This window comes from Streptacidiphilus jiangxiensis (assembly GCF_900109465.1).
In the GTDB taxonomy this organism is placed as follows: domain Bacteria; phylum Actinomycetota; class Actinomycetes; order Streptomycetales; family Streptomycetaceae; genus Streptacidiphilus; species Streptacidiphilus jiangxiensis.
This window is the reverse complement of record NZ_FOAZ01000019.1, coordinates 34040-53095: the sequence shown is the minus strand read 5'-3', so window position 1 is coordinate 53095 and position 19056 is coordinate 34040. Positions and strand designations below refer to the sequence as shown.

Genomic DNA, 19056 nt, shown 5'->3' with positions numbered 1-19056 from the left:
CCCTCCGGGGCCTCAGAGCTCGGCGACGACCACGTCCAGCGCCCACGGCTTCCCGGCCGTGGGCGCGCCCGCCTCGACGGTGAACTTCGCGTCGCGCAGCGCCTCCACCAGCTCGGCCGGCGAGGCCGGAGCGGCGCCCGACTCCAGCAGGCCGCGCAGCAGTCGGCCCTTGGTGGCCTTGTTGAAGTGGCTCACCACGGAACGCTTGGTCACCCCGCCCACGACGCGCTCGTGCAGCACCCGCACCGTGGCCGTGCGCGAGGCGACCTCCCCGGTCGGCTTCCACAGCGCGCCGTACGCCGAGGACCGCAGGTCCAGGACGAGCCCCTCTCCGGCCAGCTCCGGCATCGCCGCGGCCATCGGCTTCCGCCAGTGCGCGCCGAGACCGCCCAGCGGCGGCAGCTTGATCCCGCCGGAGCAGCGGTACGGGGGGATCCGGTCCGTGATCCGCACCGCGCCCCACAGGCCCGAGAAGACCACGACGCTCTGCTCCGCCCGGGCACGGGCGTCCGCGGGCAGATCGGCCAGGCCGAGGTTGTCGTAGAGCACACCCGTGTACAGCGAGCCGGCGGCGAGCGCCGGAGCCGTCCGCAGCTCCGCGTTGCGCGCGACCTCGCCCCGCAGGCCCTCGCTCAGCCCGAGAACCTCGAGCGCGACGGCCTCGTCCCCCCGGCAGAGTGCGACGAGCGCGTCCAGCACAGCCTCCCGCGCCTCGGTCAGCCGCGGCAGCACGAGCGACCCGAGGTCGACGGGCGCTCCCTCCCCGGACGCGGCCTTTCCCTCCGATGGCGGCAACAGCACCAGCACTGAGCGACTCCTCCGATCACGGTCTTCCCGCCAGCAACCTTAAAGCAGGCGAGCGCCCCGTCCGGGGCGCGAGGAACTGCGCGAGGACCCCGCTCGTGGAACCCGCTCGAGGCGGATGGCTCCGCGCGGCGAGGACCGTCCGCATGTGAGTGGCTTGTCGCGCAGTTCCCCGCGCCCCTCGGGGGTCCAACCGACTGTCCGGGGATCGGGACACGCTGCGGGACTGCAGGTCTCACCCGGTAGCGTTGGGCTCACCATGAACGCAAAGACTGCTGCCACCGCAGCCAGCCTCGCCTCCGACGCCCCGACCCTTCTGGTCAAGGTCTTCGGCAAGGACCGTCCCGGTCTGACGACCGAGCTGTTCACCGCCCTCGCCGAGTTCGGCGTGGACGTGGTCGACTTCGAGCAGGTCGTGATCCGGGGGCGGATCGTCCTCTGCGCGCTCGTGACCGCTCCGCCCAGGGACGGGGAACTGCGGGCGAACGTTCACCAGTGGGCCGAGAGCCGACACCTGCAGGCCGAGGTCATCTCCGGGCTGGGCGACAACCGGCCGCGTGGCGAGGGCCGCTCGCACGTGACGATCCTCGGCAACCCGCTCCCGGCGAGCGCGCTCGCCGCGCTGACCGCGCGGATCACCGAGTCGGGCGGCAACATCGACCGCGTGTTCCGGTTGGCGAAGTACCCGGTCACGGCCGTGGAGCTCGCGGTCTCGGGCGTGGCGACCGAGGAGCTGCGTGCGGCGCTCGCGCCGGAGGCGGCCGCACAGCAGGTGGACGTCGCGGTCGTCGCCTCGGGGCTGCAGCGCAAGGCCAAGCGGTTGGTCGTCATGGACGTCGACTCGACGCTGATCCAGGACGAGGTGATCGAGCTCTTCGCCGCGCACGCCGGCTGTGAGGAGAAGGTCGCCGAGGTCACGGCGGCCGCCATGCGCGGCGAGCTGGACTTCGCGGAGTCGCTGCGCGCCCGCGTCGCCCTGCTGGAGGGGCTGGACGCGAGCGTCGTGGACAAGGTCCGCTCCGAGGTGCGGCTCACCCCGGGGGCCCGCACCCTGATCCGGACCCTCAAGCGCCTCGGCTACCAGGTCGCCATCGTCTCCGGTGGCTTCACCCAGGTCACCGACGACCTCGCCGAGCGTCTCGGCCTCGACTTCGCCGCCGCGAACACCCTGGAGGTGGCCGACGGCCGCTTCACCGGCCGGGTCGTCGGCGACATCGTGGACCGGGCCGGCAAGGCCACCATGCTGCGTCGCTTCGCCGCCGAGGCGGGCGTGCCGCTGGAGCAGACCGTGGCCATCGGCGACGGCGCCAACGACCTCGACATGCTGAACACCGCCGGGCTCGGCGTCGCGTTCAACGCCAAGCCGGTGGTCCGTGAGGCCGCGCACACGGCCGTCAACGTGCCGTTCCTCGACACCGTGCTCTACCTGCTCGGCATCTCCCGTGAGGAGGCCGAGGAGGCCGAGGCGGAGGCCGAGCGCGAGGAGCAGGCCGAGCGCCGGCAGTAACGCGAGGAGTCGCGCGAGGAGTCGCGCGAGGCACGGCGCTCGCCGGACCCGGCGCGCCGTAGCGCGTCGGGCGGGACGCGTCCGGTCACCATCGAGGGATGCACCTGCACCTCGGCGCCGGACGTACCGCCCTCCTGTTCATGCTGGTGGCCTTCGTGCTCACCTTCGCGGTCACCCGCCTGATCGTGCGGATGATCCGTTCCGGGCGGGGGCCGTTCGGCAACGTCGCGGTCGGCGAGGTGCACGTCCACCATCTGGTGCCGGGCATCTTCCTGCTGCTGATCTCGGGTGTGGTGGAGTTCCTCGCCGTCCCGAACGGGCTCCTCCGGTCCTGCCTCGCCGCCGCCTTCGGTGTCGGCGCGGCGCTCACGCTGGACGAGTTCGCCCTGTGGCTGCACCTCTCGGACGTCTACTGGGCCGAGGAAGGGCGCACCTCGGTCGACACCGTCGTGGGCGTGGCGGCGCTCGGCGCGATCGGGCTGCTGGTCTCCAACCCGTTCGCACGGCAGCCGGGCGAGGGGACCTGGTTCTTCTTCTCGTTCATCCTGCTGAACTCGGCGCTGTCCGTCGTCGCCGCCCTCAAGGGCCGCTACTTCCTCGGGGTCGCGGGCGTCCTGCTGCCGTTTCTGGCCCTGTGGGGCGCGCTGCGGCTCGGCTACCCGGGCTCGCCGTGGTTCCGCCGCTTCTACGGTGAGGGCAGCACCAAGCGTGCCCGGTCCGAGCGCCGCGCCTCCCGGCGGCGGCTCTCGGACCGCTTCAAGGCCCTCGTCAGCGGCCTCCCCGAGCGCCGCTGACCACCACCTCACTCATCCGGTGGTTCAGCCGAAGTCGTTCGCGATCACGTTCTCAATGTTCCGCTCCGCCAGCGCGGTGATCGTCACGAACGGGTTGACCCCGGTGCTGCCGGGGATCAGCGAGCCGTCGGTGACGTAGAGGCCGGGATAGCCCGGCAGCCGCCCGTACAGGTCGGTGGCCTTGCCCAGCACGCAGCCGCCGAGCGGGTGGTAGACGAAGTCGTCGCCCCAGGTCTTGTAGACCCCGAAGAGGTCCGTGCGGTAGATCGTCCCCTCCGCCTTGTTGATCCGGTCGAAGACGTTCGCCGCGGCCGTGATCGAGGGCTGCGTCCACGACGCCTGCCAGCTCAGGTCGACGCCGCCGGTCCCCGGGTTGTAGGTGAAGGTGGCCCGGTTCGGGTTCTTGGTGATCGCCAGGTAGAGGCTGATCCACAGCTCGGTACCGGCCGGGAAGGGGGAGATCTCCGCGAAGCACGGGTAGGTCGGGTCGGCCCAGTTGTCGATGCCGCGCACCGGCATGCACGCCTGGAGCCCACCGGTCGGCGCCCACAGGTAGTTGGCACGGCCGACCATGACGTTGCCGTTGTTGCCCCAGCCCTGGCCGACCGCGGCGGGCAGGTCCGGCAGCAGGCCGGTGTCGCGCATGGTGACCAGCAGCTTGCTGGTGCCCACGCTGCCCGCGCCGAAGAAGACCTTGTCGGCGGTCACGGTCTTGACCGCCACCACGTTGCCGCCCGTGTCCAACTGCTCCATCGTCACGCTGTAGCCGGACCCGACAGCGGCGGGGGAGACGGCGGTGACCTTGTGGAGCGGGCTGATCGAGAGCCGTCCGGTCGCCGCGGCCGCGGCGAGGTAGGTCTTGTCGAGGGACTGCTTGCCGTAGTTGTTGCCGTAGATGACCTCGCTCGCCAGTGCGGAGCGCGGCGCCGATCCGGCCAACTCCCGCTGCATGTAAGGGAAGCTGTAGACGTTCGGGACGAAGACGGTGTTGAAGCCGGCGTCGCCGGCCTGGCTGGAGCCGACCCGCGCGTACTGGTAGCAGCTCGCCGAGTTGTACCAGGCCGGATCGACGCTGTTGGCACCCAACCCGGCGTTCGCGCGCGGGTAGTAGACGTTGTACATGGCGTCCGCGTCGACCTGCGGCAGGATCTCCTCGAAGTACCAGCGCTTGGGCACCACCGCCATGCCGCCGTTGACGAGTGAGCCGCCGCCGACGCCACGCCCTTGGTACACACGGGTGTTGGCGAAGTGCTCGGAATCCAGCACGCCGGTGTAGCTCGGGATGCTCTTGTTGTACGGAGCGCCGAGGAAGTAGCTGACCGGCTGGTCCGTCTCGGTACGCAGCCAGTAGGCCCGCCCGTCCGGCTTGAGCATGTTGCAGAAGATCTTCCCGTCGCTGCCCGGCGTGCTCCAGCTCTGGCCCATCTCCACCATCGCGACCGGGATCCCGGCCTGGGTGAGCCGCAGCGCGGTGACGGCGCCCCCGTAGCCCGTCCCGACCACCAGCACAGGCACGTGGTCCCCGCTGCTCAACGCCCGTGCGGGCGTGGCCGCGGCGGCGGTCAGCAGCGTCGGCGCGGCGAGGGTCCCGGCGGTCACGGCCGCCCGGGAGATGAACTGACGCCGCGACAGACCTCGTGTGCGAACCCTTTCAGGCATGACTCAACCACCACCGATCGTCGACAGAACCCGGCTGATCTGATCCATGGCGCGGAAGTGCCGCCCGGATCAGCCTGGTCGGCATGGACTCGATCGCGGAGCGGCGACCTGGAATTTCGCCCGACGGAGTGAAGAAGTCAAGAGAGAACGGGGGTCAGTTGCGAGCGTCCGGTAGGCCGATGGGGTTCGCCCGGGGCGGGATTCCCGCCGCCTGCAGCAGTCGGGCGGGCTCCTCGAGACGGGCCAGCAGCGCGAGGGTGGTCTCCGGCCCGACCGGCCGCAGCAGCCGCGTGGCCAGCCGGTCCGTCGCGTCCTCGATCGCGTCCCGCAGGGCCGCTCCGGCGGGCGTGGCCCGCGCGGCGTCCGCGTCCACGAGGCCGCGGGCGGTGAGCCTCTCGCCGGCCGCCGCCCACTCGTCCTCGGTCCACCCGCGGTCCAGCCGCATCGACGCGGCCGGCACCCGGCCCGTGGCCGCCGCCAGCACGAGCGACTCGACGCCGTCCAGGCCGTGGTCGGCGAGGGCCGCGAGATGGGCGTCGCCCCGGAACTCCCGGAGGCTGGTGGTCAGTTGCCACAGTCGCGCCACGGGATCGCCGAACCCGGCGTGCAGGGGCCGGTTGGCGGCGAAGAGTGGTCGCGCCAGGGTCGGGGCGTCCTCCACCATCATCGTGAGCGCCGCCGACGCAGCGCTCAACTCCGCCGCCAGCGCCTCGATCCCCGGCACCACCCGGCGCAACGCCGCCGCAGCGGCGGCAGCCCGCTCCGCCACGGCCCGCTCCGGCGTGACCAGTTCCCACACGGACGGCAGCGCCCGCGCCACCATCCCCGGCGCGAACGCACCGAGCACCGAGCCCGCGACCGCAGGCCCCACGGCGCCGAGCGGGCCCAGCCGCAGCGGGAAGTAGCCGTGCCAGAAGCCCTTGAGGCCCATCGCCCGGCCCAACGCGCGGCAGTCGGGGTCGAAGTAGACGACGGCGTGCAGGGGCTCGGTGCGCATCCAGAGGGCGCGCGCGAGGGAGGAGGACGTCATGGTCCGACGCTACCCGGCCGTTGCGGCAGGATCAGACGCATGATTCATCCGTCACCGGCGCCGTACGTCGTCCGCCGTATCACCTCGGGGGAGTGGCGCGAGCTGCGCGCCCTGCGCCTGGAGGCGCTCAAGGACTCGCCGACCGCGTTCAGCGTGACCTATGCCGCGACCGAGGCCTTTCCGGACCAGGTCTGGCAGGCCATGGCCGCTGAGGCCGCCACCTCCGACTCCACCGCGCTCTTCGTCGCCGTCGCCGTCGCCGTCGATGAGACCCGTCCGACCGACCCCACCGACTCCACCGACTCCACCGACCCCGCTGGTGCGTGGCTCGGCATGGCCGGCGCCGCCCCGATGGTCGACATCCCCGACCACGCCCACGTCTACAGCGTCTACGTCACCCCGGCCCACCGCGGCCGACGCGGACCGGCCGACGCGCTGATGCGCGCGGCGATCGGCTTCGCGGAGGCCCACATCGACGTCGCACACCTGACCCTGGGCGTCCACGAGTCGAATGTCCGTGCTCAGACCTTCTACGCCCGCCTGGGCTTCGAACCGACGGGCCTGCGCGTCCCGTACCCGCTCGACCCGGCCGAGCAGCTTGTCATCCTCGGCTACCCGGCCTTCCGGCCCGCAGCGCACTGACCCCACAGCGCGCCGCAGGCCGTCCGGCCACTACCGCTCCGTCACTTGGAGACGTGCACCAACTGCACGTTCTCGGCGGCGCGGAAGATCGGAACCAGCACCTGCTTGCCGTGTATGGTGACGATCTTGTCCACCTCGGGCGCCAGCAGCCAGTTGCCGCTGTGGTTCAGCACGGCGTGGCCGCCGACCAGCTTCACCTGCTTGTGGCCCGGCTTGGTGCAGACGATCGGCTTGAACGCCTTGTTCAGGTTGTCCGTGGCCGTCAGGCAGGCGATGATCAGGCCCTTGTAGCCGTAGACCGTCGCGTCCAGCTGGACGCTGAACTTCTTGCCGGCGTGGATCGGGCCGCTGTAGCCGTAGCCGAAGCCGCCGCTGATGCCCTGGTGGGCGGTCGCCGTCGCCGCCGACGCCGGCATGGCCGCCGCCCCCACGATGCCGCCGGCCAGCACGACCGCGGTGAGCGCGCGCTTGAAGCGCATCCTTGTGTCCCCCTCGTACGAGTGATGCTCGAACATGGCGCCGCCAGTACAGACCACTTGCACCGCGCACGAAACATCTATGATCACCGTCCCCCCGGTCGGGGGTGCCACATCCCGCCGTTCGGCGGGGGTGCCGGCCCCTTCGGCCCGGATCGCTAGGATGCGGACTGCGCACGCACACCTGATCTCTCCCGGGGGACGACCATGGCGGTAGACGACCTGCCAGGCCCTGTCGTGACCTTCCTGAACGTCATCGGGGTCCCCTGGCCCTACCTCAACGAGGACGACGTCCGCCACTTCGCGACCATGGTCCGCGCCTTCGGCCGGGCGGTCGAGCAGACCCACCAGGACACGACGGCGGCGCTGTCCGACTTCGCGCAGGCCTACCAGGGCGCAGCCACGCAGCGGATGCAGGCCGGCTGGGCGCAGTTGTCCGAGCGTCATGTCCAGGAGCTGGTGGAGGGCTGCCGGATCCTCGCCGACGCCCTCGACGTCGGCGCGGAGGTCATCGTCGCGCAGAAGGTCGAGGCGCTGGCCGAACTCGTCGCCATGGCCGCCACCTTCGTGGCCGACCAGGCGGCGGCAGTCGCGACGGCGGGTCTCGCCGAGGCCGCCGTCCCCGTGATCATCGAGGCGGGCAAGGCGCTGCTGGAGACCCTCAAGCAGCAGATCATCCAGTACATCACCGGCCAGATCATCGAGGCAGCGGCCAAGCCGCTGTTCGCCAAGGTCGAGGCGGCGATGTCCGGCCTCGACTGGTCCCAGACCTCCGGTTCCGGCACCGGGGCGGCCGAGGGCTTCTCGCTGGACCACGCCGCCGCCAGCGCCCACCTGGAGATCCTCCGCGGCCACGCGGAGACCTTCCGGGGCCACGCCCAGACCCTGAACAGCGGCCTCGACGGGCTGGCCTTCTGATGGGGGCCGCCGGAGGCGAGGAGCGGGCCGTCGTCCAGGCCCTGCGGGACGAGGCCCGGAAGAGTCTGCCGAACATCGCCCACCGCAGCGCCCACGTCGTCGACGACGCGGTGGACAAGGGCACCCGCAACCTCGCCGCCCACGCCGAGAACGAGGCCCGCACCGCGGAGGACTTCCGCTCCAAGCTCCCCACGGACAAGCCCGTCCCCGCCCCGCGCGCGGGCGACGCCTCGAAGATCGACCACGCCCTCACCGGCGGCGACACCCCCGCCCCGTCGGACGTGGCGGCACCACGCTTCGGCAACGACGCCCTGCGCGACGGCCCGAACGCCGACCAGGAGATCGACCAGGCCCTCGAGGGCACCGGCATGAGCCGCGCCGAGTACGACCGCCTCCGTCTCAGCCCCACCAACGACCTGACTCCGGAGGAGATCCGGCAGGTCGCCGCGGTCCGCAACAAGATCCGGATCGACGACGGGCAGATCATGACCAAGGTCGTCGGGAAGGACGTCAAGGACGCGTACCTGCAGAACAAGTCCGCGCTGGGCAAATATCCCTTCGATCCGAGCACCTTCGGGAACTCCATCGCCCGCGGCACCGACACCGCGGGCCTGCGGACACCTGCGCAGCTTCGCGACGGTCTTGCCCTGGACGACAAGGGCCAGGGTTGGACGCCGGTCGCGGAGAACGCGACGGAGGCCTACCAGCTCCGCTTCCGGGCTCCGGACGGTCTGGGGGACAGCGCGGTGCCGAGCTACGGAGCCGTCGGCGACCTCCGCGCCGACCCTTCGCTCGGGGGGCGGGCGGACACGGTCGCCACGATCGCGTCCGGTCATGCCGCGAGCGGCTCGGTGATGGAGGATCCGTTCACCGGTACCGGCTACACCGGTGGCGGCGTGCCCGAGTGGCTGGCTCCGAGGGGGACGGAGTTTCCGGGGCGCGCCGAGATGTGGGAGCTGACCCCGGACGGCGGGGAGCGGATGATCGGCTTCTACGAGGGCGGCGCCTGGAGCGCGGTCCATGGCTGAGCGCATGCTCCACCGGGCCGGAGTCTTCGGGTCGTACCAGGGCAACCTCTACCGCGTCCTCGGCGGCAGGAAGTCGGTCCGCGTCACCCTGGCACTCATCGAGGACGGGGATCCGGTCCCGAGCGATCTCCAGCCGGACCCGAACGCCCCGGGCCGGGCCTTCTTCGCAGGCCCTGAGCAACTCGACAGCTGGTATCGCACCCGCTGGACCTTTCGCTGGCGCGACCAGCCGTTCGACGCCGTCGGGTCCTCGGAGGGACGGATCGGCGGCTGGTACGCCGGACGCGAATGGTGGCTGATCGAGGACCACCTGGAGCGTATGGAGGCGAGTGCCTGGATGGGCACGTTCCCGCTCGACGAGGTCACCGACCTCACCGAGCACCGCGAGGACCTGATGGCGGCCTGGAAGGAAGAGCACGACCGATGACCACCCCTGCCTCCACCCCGACCGCGGGCCTCTCGCCGCGCACCGTCATCCAACTGCCGCTCACGCGCACCCTCGCGCAGCAGTACGTCGGCAACACCCTCGTCCCCGGCCTGTTCGAACCCACCCGGATGTGGGGGCTCTGCTCGCGCATGGTGGACGTCGCCCGCGTCGACTCCGGCGCCGAGGCCCGCGCGGTCCACGGCCTCACCGACGATGCGGCCGACTTCCCCGAGGGCGACGGCCTGTTCGTCCTCCGCTTCCTGGCGAGCTGGCCGGGCCTGTTCCGTGCCTCCTTCGGCGGGGCCACCACCGAGGGCGCCGCCCGCCTCGACTCCTCCCTCGTCCTGCCGGACCCGTTCCTCGGCACCGGCTACACCAAGTACGCCCCGGCCGCGGTGCCCGAGTACTGGCTGGAGCTCTCCGAGATCCCGATCGGCGCCGAGATCTGGCACCTGGCCGAGCACGGCGGCGCCGGCTACGAGCAGGGCGTGGCCCGCTACGCCGGCCGGCACACCGGCTGGCACGCCTTCCCCACCGCCGCCGAACGCGGCCTCACCCCTGCCCCCGGCCCGGCTCCGACACCCGCCGACACCCTCGCCCGCGGCCTCGGGGCGGTGATCCAGGGCGACCCGTACCCGGCCGACTTCGGCCCGAACGACGGCGAGCTCACCGCCTACCGCGCGGCCCCGGACGGCACGATGATGTCCCGCCACCTCGCCGAGGCCCAGTGCGACGACGTCTTCTTCCGCCGCCTGCTGACCACCTGGCGCGGCGTCCCCTTCGAGCTCCTCGCGGTCACCGCGGACGCGGCCACCCTCGCGCTCGCCGACCCCAACACCGAACACGCCGCCGCCCTCTCCCTCACCCCGGCCGGCCGCCATGCCTGGCGCGCGCACGTCCCACGCGCGGAACTGGGCGAACTGACGGAGGAGACCCGAAGGGTCGGCTGAAGCGGCCAGGCGGCCAGGCGGCCCTGCCTACCGCGCAGCCCGCAGCGCGGCCGCAATCTCCACCACATCCAGGTCGACCACGACACCCTCGGCGTCCCACACGCCGCGCGAGGAGATCGCCAGGCCGATGAACGCCAGCTCGGCGGCGGCCTCACGCAGTTCGTACTCCTCGCGGCTCTCCTTGCCGACCCCGCCCGACTCCTCACGATCCCAGGCGCCCACCGCCGCCTCGGCCACGGAGCGGGGCAACCGCACCTCGAGCCGGCCGATCTGTGGGTCGAGGTGCGCTCCGATCGCCGCCAGCACGGCACGGTCCTGCTGATACCTCACGTACTGCCCGCGATCCTCCACGGGCCGAGGGTACTCGGGTCGGCGGATGCACCTGGCGCCCTGGGTGACGTCAACAGTTGTGCCGCACAGCCCAATTCGAGTGAATGTACGCCTGTCCGCACCCAGCCGGACGTTCGTGCACGGTGGATACGGCAGAGTGGCCGCCATGAGAATGACTGCTGTTGCACGGAGAGTCAGGAAAGCCGCCACTGTGCTGCTGGGCCTGGTGCTGCTCGCCCCGCTGGACGTCGCCCCTGCGTCCGCAGCGGGGACGGACGACTTCAAGGCCTTCAACATGTGGTTCCACGTCGGTGGACTCTCCAACACCAACGAGTGCATCCCGGTATGGGTCACGGCCCGCTACCGCGATCCCTCCGGCAGCGACACCTGGACCAAGCTGATCCGGACGAACACCAACGGCTGCTCCCCGGACCCGGAGCAGTTGCAGAAGTTCGGTGACTTCCAGAACACCGACAGCGACGTCAATCTGCTCGCCGGCCCCAGGCCCACGCAGCAGCTGTACTGGAAGGACCTCACCAGCCTGACGCTGACGGTGAGCACACCCAACACGCCGCCGGGCCGCCAGAAGGACGTGGTGATCACCTCGGAGGGCATCTGGGGCCAGGACACCAACAACTACTGGCACGAGCTCTTCAAGCAGCAGTTGACCTACGAGTTCTCCGACGGACACAACGACTTCGAAATGTTCGTCGAGCACTGAGGCCCGTTGGCCTGCGCGAAGGCCGGCCGCCCTGGCGCAGTGCACGGCCAATGCACGAGGACGAGAACCCGTGAACGACCGTCGGCGGGGCAGACTGAGCTCTTGGCCAGTAGGTCCCGCGGTCGTCCTCACCCGAGCCAACTCAGTCGTTCGTGGAGCCCTCGGCATCAGGGCGGTCCGACTGGATCCGCCCGTGCAGCTCCAGGACGAACGCCAGGGCCTCGTCCGGCGCCAACAGGGCGGCGTTGTAGGTCTCGCTGTAACCGCCGAGACGGCCCATCGACTTCGGGCTGAGGAACGGCGTCAACCCGCGCCGGCCCAACTCATCGTGGCATTCTCGCTCGAAAGCGTGAGCTTCGGAGCCGGTGGGGAAGTCGAGGGTGCCGAGCAGGACCCAGCCGAGTCGTGCGGGTCGAGCCCCAAGGGGGCACCCCCCTCGCCCGCCGGCCCCCTTCTTCAGGTCGTTGATCCGGGGCGACACGTGCTGTCCGCACTCCTTGTGCCGGGCCGACCACGGCTGCGCGATCCCCGGGGACGGCACCAGTGACTCGTAGCTGAATATGCGGAGTTCATCTGCGGCCTGGTCCGCATCGTGCGTCTGGCCCGCCCGGCGGGACTCGATGCCGCAGAACCTGCACCCTTGCCCTGCTCGCACCTGAGCCAGCGGCGTCGTCACCTCGTTCCCGCAGACCTGCACCGGGACCGCCACGGCTGTTCGCGCCGGGGTATGGCTCCAGGGGCTCCAGGCCCACGGATCGCAGGTCTGCGCAGGCCTCTTCGGGGTCGACGGGTCGCGGCATGGCGAGGAACGTAGCAGGACGTGCCGAGACGGTGGGTCAGGAAAGGCGTGGGCCTGGCCGTTTCGCGGGCGGCAGAGGGATTGCGGGGGCCAAGCCGCTCACATAGCCGGGCGGGCGGCGGCAAGCTCTCTCGAGCTGCTCGAGAAGAACCTGGACCTCCGCGTCGTCGGAGTAATCGCCATTCATGATCTTCTGCACGAGTGCGATGGCCGCCTCGCGATCCATCACGGCGCGCCTGAAGGCCAGTGATCTGGACGGCCAGCTCGAACGAAGTCCCGGTAATCATCCTGAGCCACACCGCTGTTGACCCAGCGGTCCCGAACAGCTCCCGTTCGAGCCGACGCGATGGCGACCGCGTCGACCGCCGCCTCGACCTTCGCGATCTCCCGGCCGAACTCCTCGTCCTCGTTCTCGAGATCAAGCGGAGGAAACTCCACGAGGTCACAGAACTGCTCACTCCCCACGTCCGCCGACGTGTGAAGTACCACCCTGAACCCAGAGTGAGCCGGAACGACCTCAACCCAGCGGACACCGCGGGTCTCGGCGTCACCCGCGGGACCGAGGAACTGCTCGACGCTCCGGCCACGGCCCAAGGCCCCGAGCACGAAGGATTCCTCCAGGAAGCGCACCTGGACAAACTAGCGCCCCGGATCTCTGCCGCACCGCCGGGTGCACCCGATAAGCAGCCACCGCTGCTTCGCGTGGGACACCTTGGACGAGTTCTCGCTGACCGCAAGCGCACTTGCGTGACCGATCTTGAGCTGTTCTGCCCCACCGGGAGAACCTGCGAGCCGTTGGAAGCCGCGGGTAAGGTCGGCGCCGGGACACGTCGGCACGTTGACCGGCGCAAGGCTCCCTGGGAGGCCGCATGAGTTTCACCTGCCATGCAGGTCGCACCCGCGACCGAGACCTGCCGTTCGGACTTCGCGTCTCGATGTTCCGCAGTTGCGTGCAGCTCTACCGCCCGCTGGGATTCCACACGACGATCGCTTTCCTCGAAAGCCGCACCGGCTCGGTGAGACGGGACGAGGACTCGCTGCTCGCTGCACTCCAGCTGCTCGAACAGAGCCGGGCGGAGTGGACCGAGCGGAAGGCGGCGTACGCTGCGGTCCGAACTGCCGCCAAGCGGGACGGGCAGCGCGTCCCACCGGCCTCCCTGCGCAACGCCAACCGTTGCGACCGATGGCATGCGGACCCACGGGCAGGTGCCCTGTTCACAGCCGGACACTGGCAGCGCACTCACCGCCCACTGCTCGACCCGGTCGACGAGACCGTCGTGGCCATCGACAGGCTCGTCACCGCCCATCTCAGCCCCGCGCTCCCGCAGCCGCCGGCCGCCGCGGACGAGATCCGTCACCTGGTCGAGGCGCTCCGTCGACGGCAGACCCAGGGCGCGTACCGGGATGCTCCCAAGGAGTGGTTCGCCCGCCGGGACCTGCTGACCGTCCTGCATCATCTGGCCGTCGCCCAGGAGACCGAGTGAAGCCGGAGTCGCCCCTGTCGATGCGACACGACCGGGCTCGGCTCGCCAGCTGCGCCGTCGGGCGCGCATCCTGGGAGGTGAGGACGGCAATCGAGCGAGTCGGAACGCATGCGGCCAGGTGAGTGGCGTGGTTGACTCCAGCGGACTGCCCGGCCCACTGGCCGCGCTGCAGCCGCTGCTGGACCACTACGGCTACGCGGCTCTCGCCCTGCTGGTCGCGCTCGACAACATGCTGGTGCCGGTTCCGGGACAGACGTTGCTGATCGTTGCGGCGGTCTACGCCGGCACCGGTCGCATGAACGTCCTTGCGGTGGCCGTCGTTGCGTGGATCGCAGCGGCCGCCGGGGCCGAGATCGCGTACCTGCTCGGGCGCCGCGAGGGAACGCGGCTGATCACCCGGTTCGGACGCTATGTGCGGCTCACCCCCGAGCGCTACGCCAAGGCCGAGGACTTCTACCGGCGCCGCGGATCCAAGGTCGTCGTGGTCGCGAGGTTCGTCGACGTGCTGCGCCAGACCAACGGGCTGCTGGCCGGCTCGAACGAGATGCCGCACCGGCGGTTCACGCTCTGGAACGCCGTCGGGGCCGCGGCCTGGGTCGCGGCGTGGACTGCCCTGGGATACACCGCCGGCACGGACATCGGCCCGCTCTACCGCCAGGCGCTGCGCTACCAGTTCGTCCTGCTGGTCGCCGTGGCGCTGGCGATCGTCTGCGCGGTGCTGCGCGCCTGGTGGCGGGCGCGCAAGCGGCAGCGGGAGGAATCCTGAGGTCCCGGACGAGCCCTGGCGGACTACGGCGGCGAGAACCTGTCCGAAAGAACTGGTCAGAGGGAACCCGCCGGTGGAGTCCTGCGGGTTTGCGCCGTAAACGCGCAGGTCAGAGCCTTATGGGGCGGACGTGTCGGCCTGTACGCCGGGGACTTCCAAGGATCCGATGGCATGGTTGCTGACCTGTGCGAATGCCCGGCAGTCGGGTGCAGTGCACGGTGAATGCACTGGGTTGGCGGCGACTGGATGACCCAATGAAGGGGAGGCGAGCATCTGCCGGCTGATGGGCGAAGAGTCCACCCGGAGTGACGACAACTCGATCCCGGTGATCACCAGGAACACCAGTGACGACCTGGTCTTCGCCGACGCGGCAGACTTCGACCTGGAGTTGATCTCCAGCCGAACGCTGGATGGCCGCACCCAGGAGCTCGTCCACCTACCCACCCTGCGCGGCTGAGCCCGACGGCCGAATCGGCGATCCCCCGGTGCCTGGTGCCCGGTGGGTCGCCCGCTGGGAGTCGGCCGTGCGGCGCCTCGTCGGAGGGGAGGCCGCACGGCCGATGCCTACAGGTTGTGAGGCATTGTCAGGACAGGCTGTTGATGGCAGTCCCGGCGGGGAAGGGGGTGCCGAGGGAGTGGGTGGACTGGAAGGTGGGAACCCCGTTGCTGGGTGCGCCGCCGAAGTACTCGGTGAGCTTGCCGGTGGTGTCCAGCGTGTAGAGGTCCGGGTAGCCGTCGGGGCCGCTGGTGGGGCTGTTCACGTCCCCTGGGGTGGCGATGGACGGGTAGGTGCCGACGGGCAGGTTGGTGATGTAGGCGCCGGTCGGCGTGGGGCTGAGGGCCGCGCTGCTGCCCGCGTTCCAGTTCTGCTCGGCGTGGGTGGGGTAGCAGGTCCAGATGATCTGCTTGGTGCCGGTGGTGGTGGTGGCGGCGGGATCGGCCAGGCACAATCCGGACGCGGTGTTCTGGAGCTGGCCGTTGGCGCCGGCGCTCCACTGCTGGTGGGTGTCGCCGTTGCAGGTGGTGATGTCGACCCCTGCGCCGTTGCTGACTGAGTTGTTGACGGTGGCCAGGCACTTGCCCAGGACGCGGATGGTGTGGTCGGTGCCGATGGTGAAGTGCTGCTCGGGACCGTTGTCGCAGCCCCAGAGGATCACTGCGGTGCCGTCGGTGGTGCTGGCGCCGGGGTCCGCGAGGCAGAGTTGGTCGGTGCTGGTGCTCACTCCGTTGACCAGCGTGGTGGAGCCGGGGGCGTGCAGCAGCGGGGGAAGGTTGTTGGCGCCGGTGGCCTGCACGTTGAAGCTGTAGAGGTTGCCGCTGATCTTGTCGCGGACCCACAGCATGGCGGTGCCGTTCTCGCTGCCGGGGGCGAGCAGGTCGTAGTTGGACCAGTCGCCGTCACCGAGCAGGACGGGGTTGTTCAGACCGCCGCTGCCGGTCTGGTAGATCCACAGGGATCCGTTGCCCTCGACGGTGATCAGGTCGGGGTAGGTGGTGGTGCCCCCGTAGATGTCGGGCACTGCCGTGAGCGCGGTGACCTTGCTCCAGTCGCTCGCGTAGGCGGTGCCGGAGCAGCGGGTAGCGTCGCTGGTGAGGCAGGTGGGTTTGGCCGTGCCATTGTTCCAGTTGATGGGCCGGTTCTGGGTGAAGCCCGGGGTGGTGAGGCTGCCGCCGGGGCTGGCGTCGTTCTCGACGGCGTACATCACCTTGGTCTTGGTGTTGTAGGCGAACAGGTCGTCGACGCTGCCGCCGGTGAGGCTGCCGCGGTGGGCGACGAGGTAGTTGTCCCAGGTGTCACCGCCGGGCGTGGGGTTGGTGCTGGTGGGGGGGAAGGACGTGGCGGCCCGGCCGACGCCGGTGTTGTCGCCCGGGACGATGAAGAGGTGCTGGTCTTTCGTGGTGGCCAGGAGGTCGGGGACGCCGTCACCGGTCAGGTCACCGGGGGTGATCTTGGTGTTGGGGTTCCACGGCGCGGTGAAGGTGTAGGCGAGGGGGGTCTGCGAGGGGTTGCCGGCCTTGTCGACGCCGATGACGTAGAGGGTGTGGTTGCCCCAGCTCGGCACGGCGGCGACGACGTTGGCGGTCCCGGTGGAGTTGCCGGCGGCGTCGCTGCTCGTGGTTGCCGGAGTCACCGTGCCGCACAGGTGGATCGTGGCGCAGGGGCTGGAGTTGGTGAGATCAGCGGTCGGCTGGAGATCGAACTGCCAGGTGAAGTGGTCGATGCCGCTGGCCGTGCAGGCGTTGCCGTTGGCGCTGTTGGCGGGGCAGGTCGCGGCCGGGGCGGGGTCGGTGGCGGAGACGCCGATGCTGATCTGGTCACCCGCGTACTTCACCGGACTGCCGGCGCCGCCGCCGGTCTGCGGGAACGAAGGATCGGCGGTGGTCACGGTCGGCGAATTCGGCGGGGTGGCGTCGACGCTGAAGAAGCACGAGGCGCTGCTGGACCCCAGGGCCTGGGACGAAGCGGTGTAGGCCTGTGCGTCCCATTCGTAGGAGTGACCGTCCTGGACGGCCCCTCCGATGTTGGCACTCACGGAGGTGCTGGTCGAACTGGCGTCGACGGTGTTCGACACGGGCAGGCTGAGGAGCTGGACTTCCTGCCAGGTGCCTCCGGAGCTGGGCGGCTGGACGCTCCAGTCGGTCACGCTGAACTGGGCGTAGCCCTTCTCGCCGGTCACGTAGGTGCGGATGTTCGCGCCGAGCGTGATGTTGCTGTTGCCGGAGCCGTTGAGCGTGGTGGCGCCGATCCAGCCGTGGGCGCTCTGTGACCCGCACGCGACCGGGTTCGGCGTGGGAGACATCGCCATGCTGTCCAGCGTGGGATAGAGGTCGAACGTGGTGGTGATGTACGGGTTGCCCGCGAAGCGGGTGAAGTTGGAGCTGGAGGATTCGTCCCCGTACAGACCTATGGTGTAGCTGGGATAGCCCCCCGCCGCGATGTTCGCGATCTGGCTGGTGACGGTGATGTTCACGTCCTTGTCGCCGCACGCGGTGCCGCCGTAGGCGCCGTTGTACGCGTCGCCGACGTTCCCGCTCCAGAGCTTGGCCATCTGGGAGGGCCTGGTGTCCCAGTACGCCGAGCTGCCGATCACGCCCGTCTGGTACACGGACAGGGGCTGGCTCGTGCTGCAGGTCTCGGAGGCCGAGTAGGTCTTCTTCAGGGTGAGCGTGGCGGTGGAGATGACCATGCTCTTGGTGAGGTTCCGGGTGTCGATCTGGTAGAAGCTCTCCTCGGCGCCGTAGCAGCCGGAGGTGTCTCCCTGGAAGCCGACGCCCTGGCCGTTGGTGGCCACGGCGTGCTCGCTGGCGGCGTAGCTGTCGCAGCCCTGCTGGGCTTCGAAGAGCGCGTTCGTGGACGACGAGGTGGGGTTCTTGACGGGGGCGATCGCCGGGTCCACGTAGACCGGGTAGTGGGGCGACGATCCGCCGAGCATGCTGCTGCTCGGGGTGATGCTCAGGGTGCTGCCGGACTGGGTCACCGGGAGAGCGGCGACCTGGGCCCCGGTGCCGGGCCCGGCGACGCTCGAGACACTCGAGCCCGTGCCCAGGAGGGGCGGGGCGCCGTCGGTCTGGGCCGCGCGGACGGAGCTGCCGGCCGTCTGTGCGGGGGAGCCGGTGCTGGAGTCCCACATGGCCGCGGGTGGCGCCGCGAAGGACACGGTGCCGTTCGCGGTGCTGGCGGTGACGCCGCCGCGGCCCGTCGAGGCAACCGTCAGGCCCTGCCCGGAGGTGGCGAAGGTGAGCTTCTTCAGGCCGGGGTCGGCCGCAGCGGCTGCGTTGTGGACGACAAGGACGTCGGAGAAGCCGCCCTGGTCGGAGACGGTGACCGACAGGTCCACGCCGGGCAGGACGTTGGCATACAGGGCGGTCGACCCGGACAGGCTCGGCGTGGGCAGCGCGAACGGGAGGCTCAGGCCGAGCGTGTTGCCGCTGGGGTCGGTGAGCGTGGCAAGGGGGCCATGGCCGCCGTGGGAGAGCCGGATCGGCTGGGCAGCAGCCTTCGGCACGACCGCGCCGGTGACGGGGTCGGTCGTGAGGGTGGCGTCGAGCCCGACCCAGGAGCCGTTCTGCTTCGTGCGGACGGGCAGGGCGCTCTGGACCGCGGTGAACGACCCGTTGGGGTTGGCCGTGACCTCATAGGTCGGGGTGGTGACGGAGTCGACAGTCACCGCACCGCCCGTCGACACGGCCTTCTGCTGCGCCCTGTTCCAGGGGTCGTCGACCGTTGCGTGCGGCCTGGCGGAGGCACTCGCCGCCCAGGCGGGCGCGGTGACCGGGCCGAGGAGCAGCCCGGCGATCCCTGCGGTGGTGGCCAGCTTTCGGGCCAGACGGCCTCTTGTAGCCGGTCTTTGACAAGGGGTCAATGTCATGTGTTCATGACTCTCTTATGAAGCAGCCCCAGTGGCGGTGTGAAGTCCGCCACTTCGTGCTGATTGATGGTCAGGCGGCGGCGCCGGTTGGTGTCCGTATTGCTCTGTGGCGTCCCTGATGCCCTGGGCACAGAGTGGACACAACAGACGCACAGTGCACACAGATCCCACGCGTAATGCCGGGACAGGGTATTGAGCCGTTGATGCGCCATCAATAGCCTCCCGTTGATCACACGCATCGTGCGGTCGTGTGCACGGCCGGACCGGGCCGGTGATGAGTGGGGGGCCTGTGGGCGGCATGGGGCGTTCGGGTTGGGGCGGGCGGCGCCGGATCTGGCACGGGGGACTCAG

Annotated in this window: 18 protein-coding genes and 1 pseudogene; 11 read left to right on the top strand and 8 right to left on the bottom strand. The window is 70.5% G+C overall.

The genetic code is table 11. The features are described 5' to 3' along the window. Nucleotides 1-12: 12 nt before the first annotated feature. On the bottom strand, nt 13-807 hold the full coding sequence (gene yaaA, locus BMY61_RS30570) for a peroxide stress protein YaaA (RefSeq protein WP_042457480.1): 795 nt from the start codon (nt 805-807) through the stop codon (nt 13-15). A gap of 256 nt (nt 808-1063) precedes the next feature. Between yaaA and serB the strand changes: the two genes are divergently transcribed. Together serB and BMY61_RS30560 are read left to right on the top strand one after the other, a co-directional pair. After that, nucleotides 1064-2311 carry a phosphoserine phosphatase SerB gene (gene serB / locus BMY61_RS30565; protein ID WP_042457482.1) on the top strand — a complete coding sequence of 416 codons (1248 nt, stop codon included), beginning with the start codon at nt 1064-1066 and terminating at the stop codon, nt 2309-2311. Between the two features lie 98 nt (nt 2312-2409). Continuing rightward, nucleotides 2410-3105 carry a hypothetical protein gene (locus tag BMY61_RS30560; protein WP_042457485.1) on the top strand — a complete coding sequence of 232 codons (696 nt, stop codon included), beginning with the start codon at nt 2410-2412 and terminating at the stop codon, nt 3103-3105. A gap of 24 nt (nt 3106-3129) precedes the next feature. Here BMY61_RS30560 and BMY61_RS30555 read toward each other — a convergent pair whose 3' ends face one another. Both BMY61_RS30555 and BMY61_RS30550 read right to left on the bottom strand, forming a co-directional pair. Continuing rightward, nucleotides 3130-4764, bottom strand: coding sequence for a GMC oxidoreductase (locus BMY61_RS30555; protein ID WP_042457488.1), 1635 nt, complete (start codon nt 4762-4764; stop codon nt 3130-3132). 154 nt (nt 4765-4918) lie between these two features. After that, the gene (locus BMY61_RS30550; protein WP_042457491.1) at nt 4919-5794 is read right to left on the bottom strand and encodes an SCO6745 family protein; all 876 of its coding nucleotides are present in this window, start codon (nt 5792-5794) and stop codon (nt 4919-4921) included. A 39-nt stretch (nt 5795-5833) separates the two neighbouring features. Here BMY61_RS30550 and BMY61_RS30545 point away from each other — a divergent pair, with 39 nt between their 5' ends. Next, nucleotides 5834-6436, top strand: a complete 603-nt coding sequence (locus BMY61_RS30545; protein WP_042457494.1) for a GNAT family N-acetyltransferase — start codon at nt 5834-5836, stop codon at nt 6434-6436. Between the two features lie 41 nt (nt 6437-6477). Here the strand turns inward: BMY61_RS30545 and BMY61_RS30540 are convergent, their stop codons facing one another. Beyond that, nucleotides 6478-6915 (bottom strand): hypothetical protein, encoded by a 438-nt coding sequence (locus BMY61_RS30540; RefSeq protein ID WP_042457497.1) that lies wholly within the window; start codon nt 6913-6915, stop codon nt 6478-6480. 234 nt (nt 6916-7149) lie between these two features. On the opposite strand from BMY61_RS30540, the gene BMY61_RS30535 reads away from it, so the two are divergent. Genes BMY61_RS30535 through BMY61_RS30520 form a run of 4 tightly spaced genes read left to right on the top strand, consistent with a single transcriptional unit; the run spans nt 7150 to nt 10235 of the window. Next, nucleotides 7150-7830, top strand: coding sequence for a WXG100-like domain-containing protein (locus BMY61_RS30535; RefSeq protein WP_052439375.1), 681 nt, complete (start codon nt 7150-7152; stop codon nt 7828-7830). Then, nucleotides 7830-8858: a hypothetical protein gene (locus tag BMY61_RS30530; RefSeq protein WP_042457505.1), complete on the top strand. Its 1029-nt coding sequence runs from the start codon at nt 7830-7832 to the stop codon at nt 8856-8858. The genes BMY61_RS30535 and BMY61_RS30530 overlap by 1 nt, the downstream gene beginning before the upstream one ends. Beyond that, complete coding sequence (locus BMY61_RS30525) at nt 8851-9285, top strand: hypothetical protein (protein WP_042457508.1); 435 nt, start codon at nt 8851-8853, stop codon at nt 9283-9285. The genes BMY61_RS30530 and BMY61_RS30525 overlap by 8 nt, the downstream gene beginning before the upstream one ends. Beyond that, a complete protein-coding gene (locus tag BMY61_RS30520) occupies nt 9282-10235 on the top strand; it encodes a hypothetical protein (RefSeq protein WP_042457510.1) in 954 nt (317 codons plus the stop codon). Before BMY61_RS30525 ends, BMY61_RS30520 begins: the two co-directional genes overlap by 4 nt. Nucleotides 10236-10262: 27 nt before the next feature. Here the strand turns inward: BMY61_RS30520 and BMY61_RS30515 are convergent, their stop codons facing one another. Then, nucleotides 10263-10586: a hypothetical protein gene (locus BMY61_RS30515; RefSeq protein ID WP_042457512.1), complete on the bottom strand. Its 324-nt coding sequence runs from the start codon at nt 10584-10586 to the stop codon at nt 10263-10265. A 145-nt stretch (nt 10587-10731) separates the two neighbouring features. Between BMY61_RS30515 and BMY61_RS30510 the strand changes: the two genes are divergently transcribed. Next, on the top strand, nt 10732-11286 hold the full coding sequence (locus BMY61_RS30510; RefSeq protein ID WP_143094597.1) for a hypothetical protein: 555 nt from the start codon (nt 10732-10734) through the stop codon (nt 11284-11286). A 142-nt stretch (nt 11287-11428) separates the two neighbouring features. On the opposite strand, the gene BMY61_RS46590 is transcribed toward BMY61_RS30510, so the two are convergent. Further along, complete coding sequence (locus BMY61_RS46590; RefSeq protein WP_161791343.1) at nt 11429-11767, bottom strand: hypothetical protein; 339 nt, start codon at nt 11765-11767, stop codon at nt 11429-11431. Between the two features lie 543 nt (nt 11768-12310). Beyond that, on the bottom strand, nt 12311-12715 hold the full coding sequence (locus BMY61_RS30500) for a hypothetical protein (RefSeq protein ID WP_236656604.1): 405 nt from the start codon (nt 12713-12715) through the stop codon (nt 12311-12313). 239 nt (nt 12716-12954) lie between these two features. On the opposite strand from BMY61_RS30500, the gene BMY61_RS30495 reads away from it, so the two are divergent. The 3 genes and pseudogenes from BMY61_RS30495 to BMY61_RS30485 form a co-directional block, all read left to right on the top strand. Then, on the top strand, nt 12955-13569 hold the full coding sequence (locus tag BMY61_RS30495; RefSeq protein WP_052439378.1) for a hypothetical protein: 615 nt from the start codon (nt 12955-12957) through the stop codon (nt 13567-13569). Nucleotides 13570-13696: 127 nt separating this feature from the next. Continuing rightward, entirely contained in the window at nt 13697-14335 is a 639-nt protein-coding gene (locus tag BMY61_RS30490; protein WP_236656605.1) for a DedA family protein, read from the top strand. 322 nt (nt 14336-14657) lie between these two features. Continuing rightward, nucleotides 14658-14792, top strand: a pseudogene (locus BMY61_RS30485) (dihydrofolate reductase family protein); the annotation flags it as partial. A 127-nt stretch (nt 14793-14919) separates the two neighbouring features. Here the strand turns inward: BMY61_RS30485 and BMY61_RS30480 are convergent. Then, nucleotides 14920-18705, bottom strand: coding sequence for a ricin-type beta-trefoil lectin domain protein (locus BMY61_RS30480; RefSeq protein WP_143094596.1), 3786 nt, complete (start codon nt 18703-18705; stop codon nt 14920-14922). Nucleotides 18706-19056: the final 351 nt, after the last annotated feature.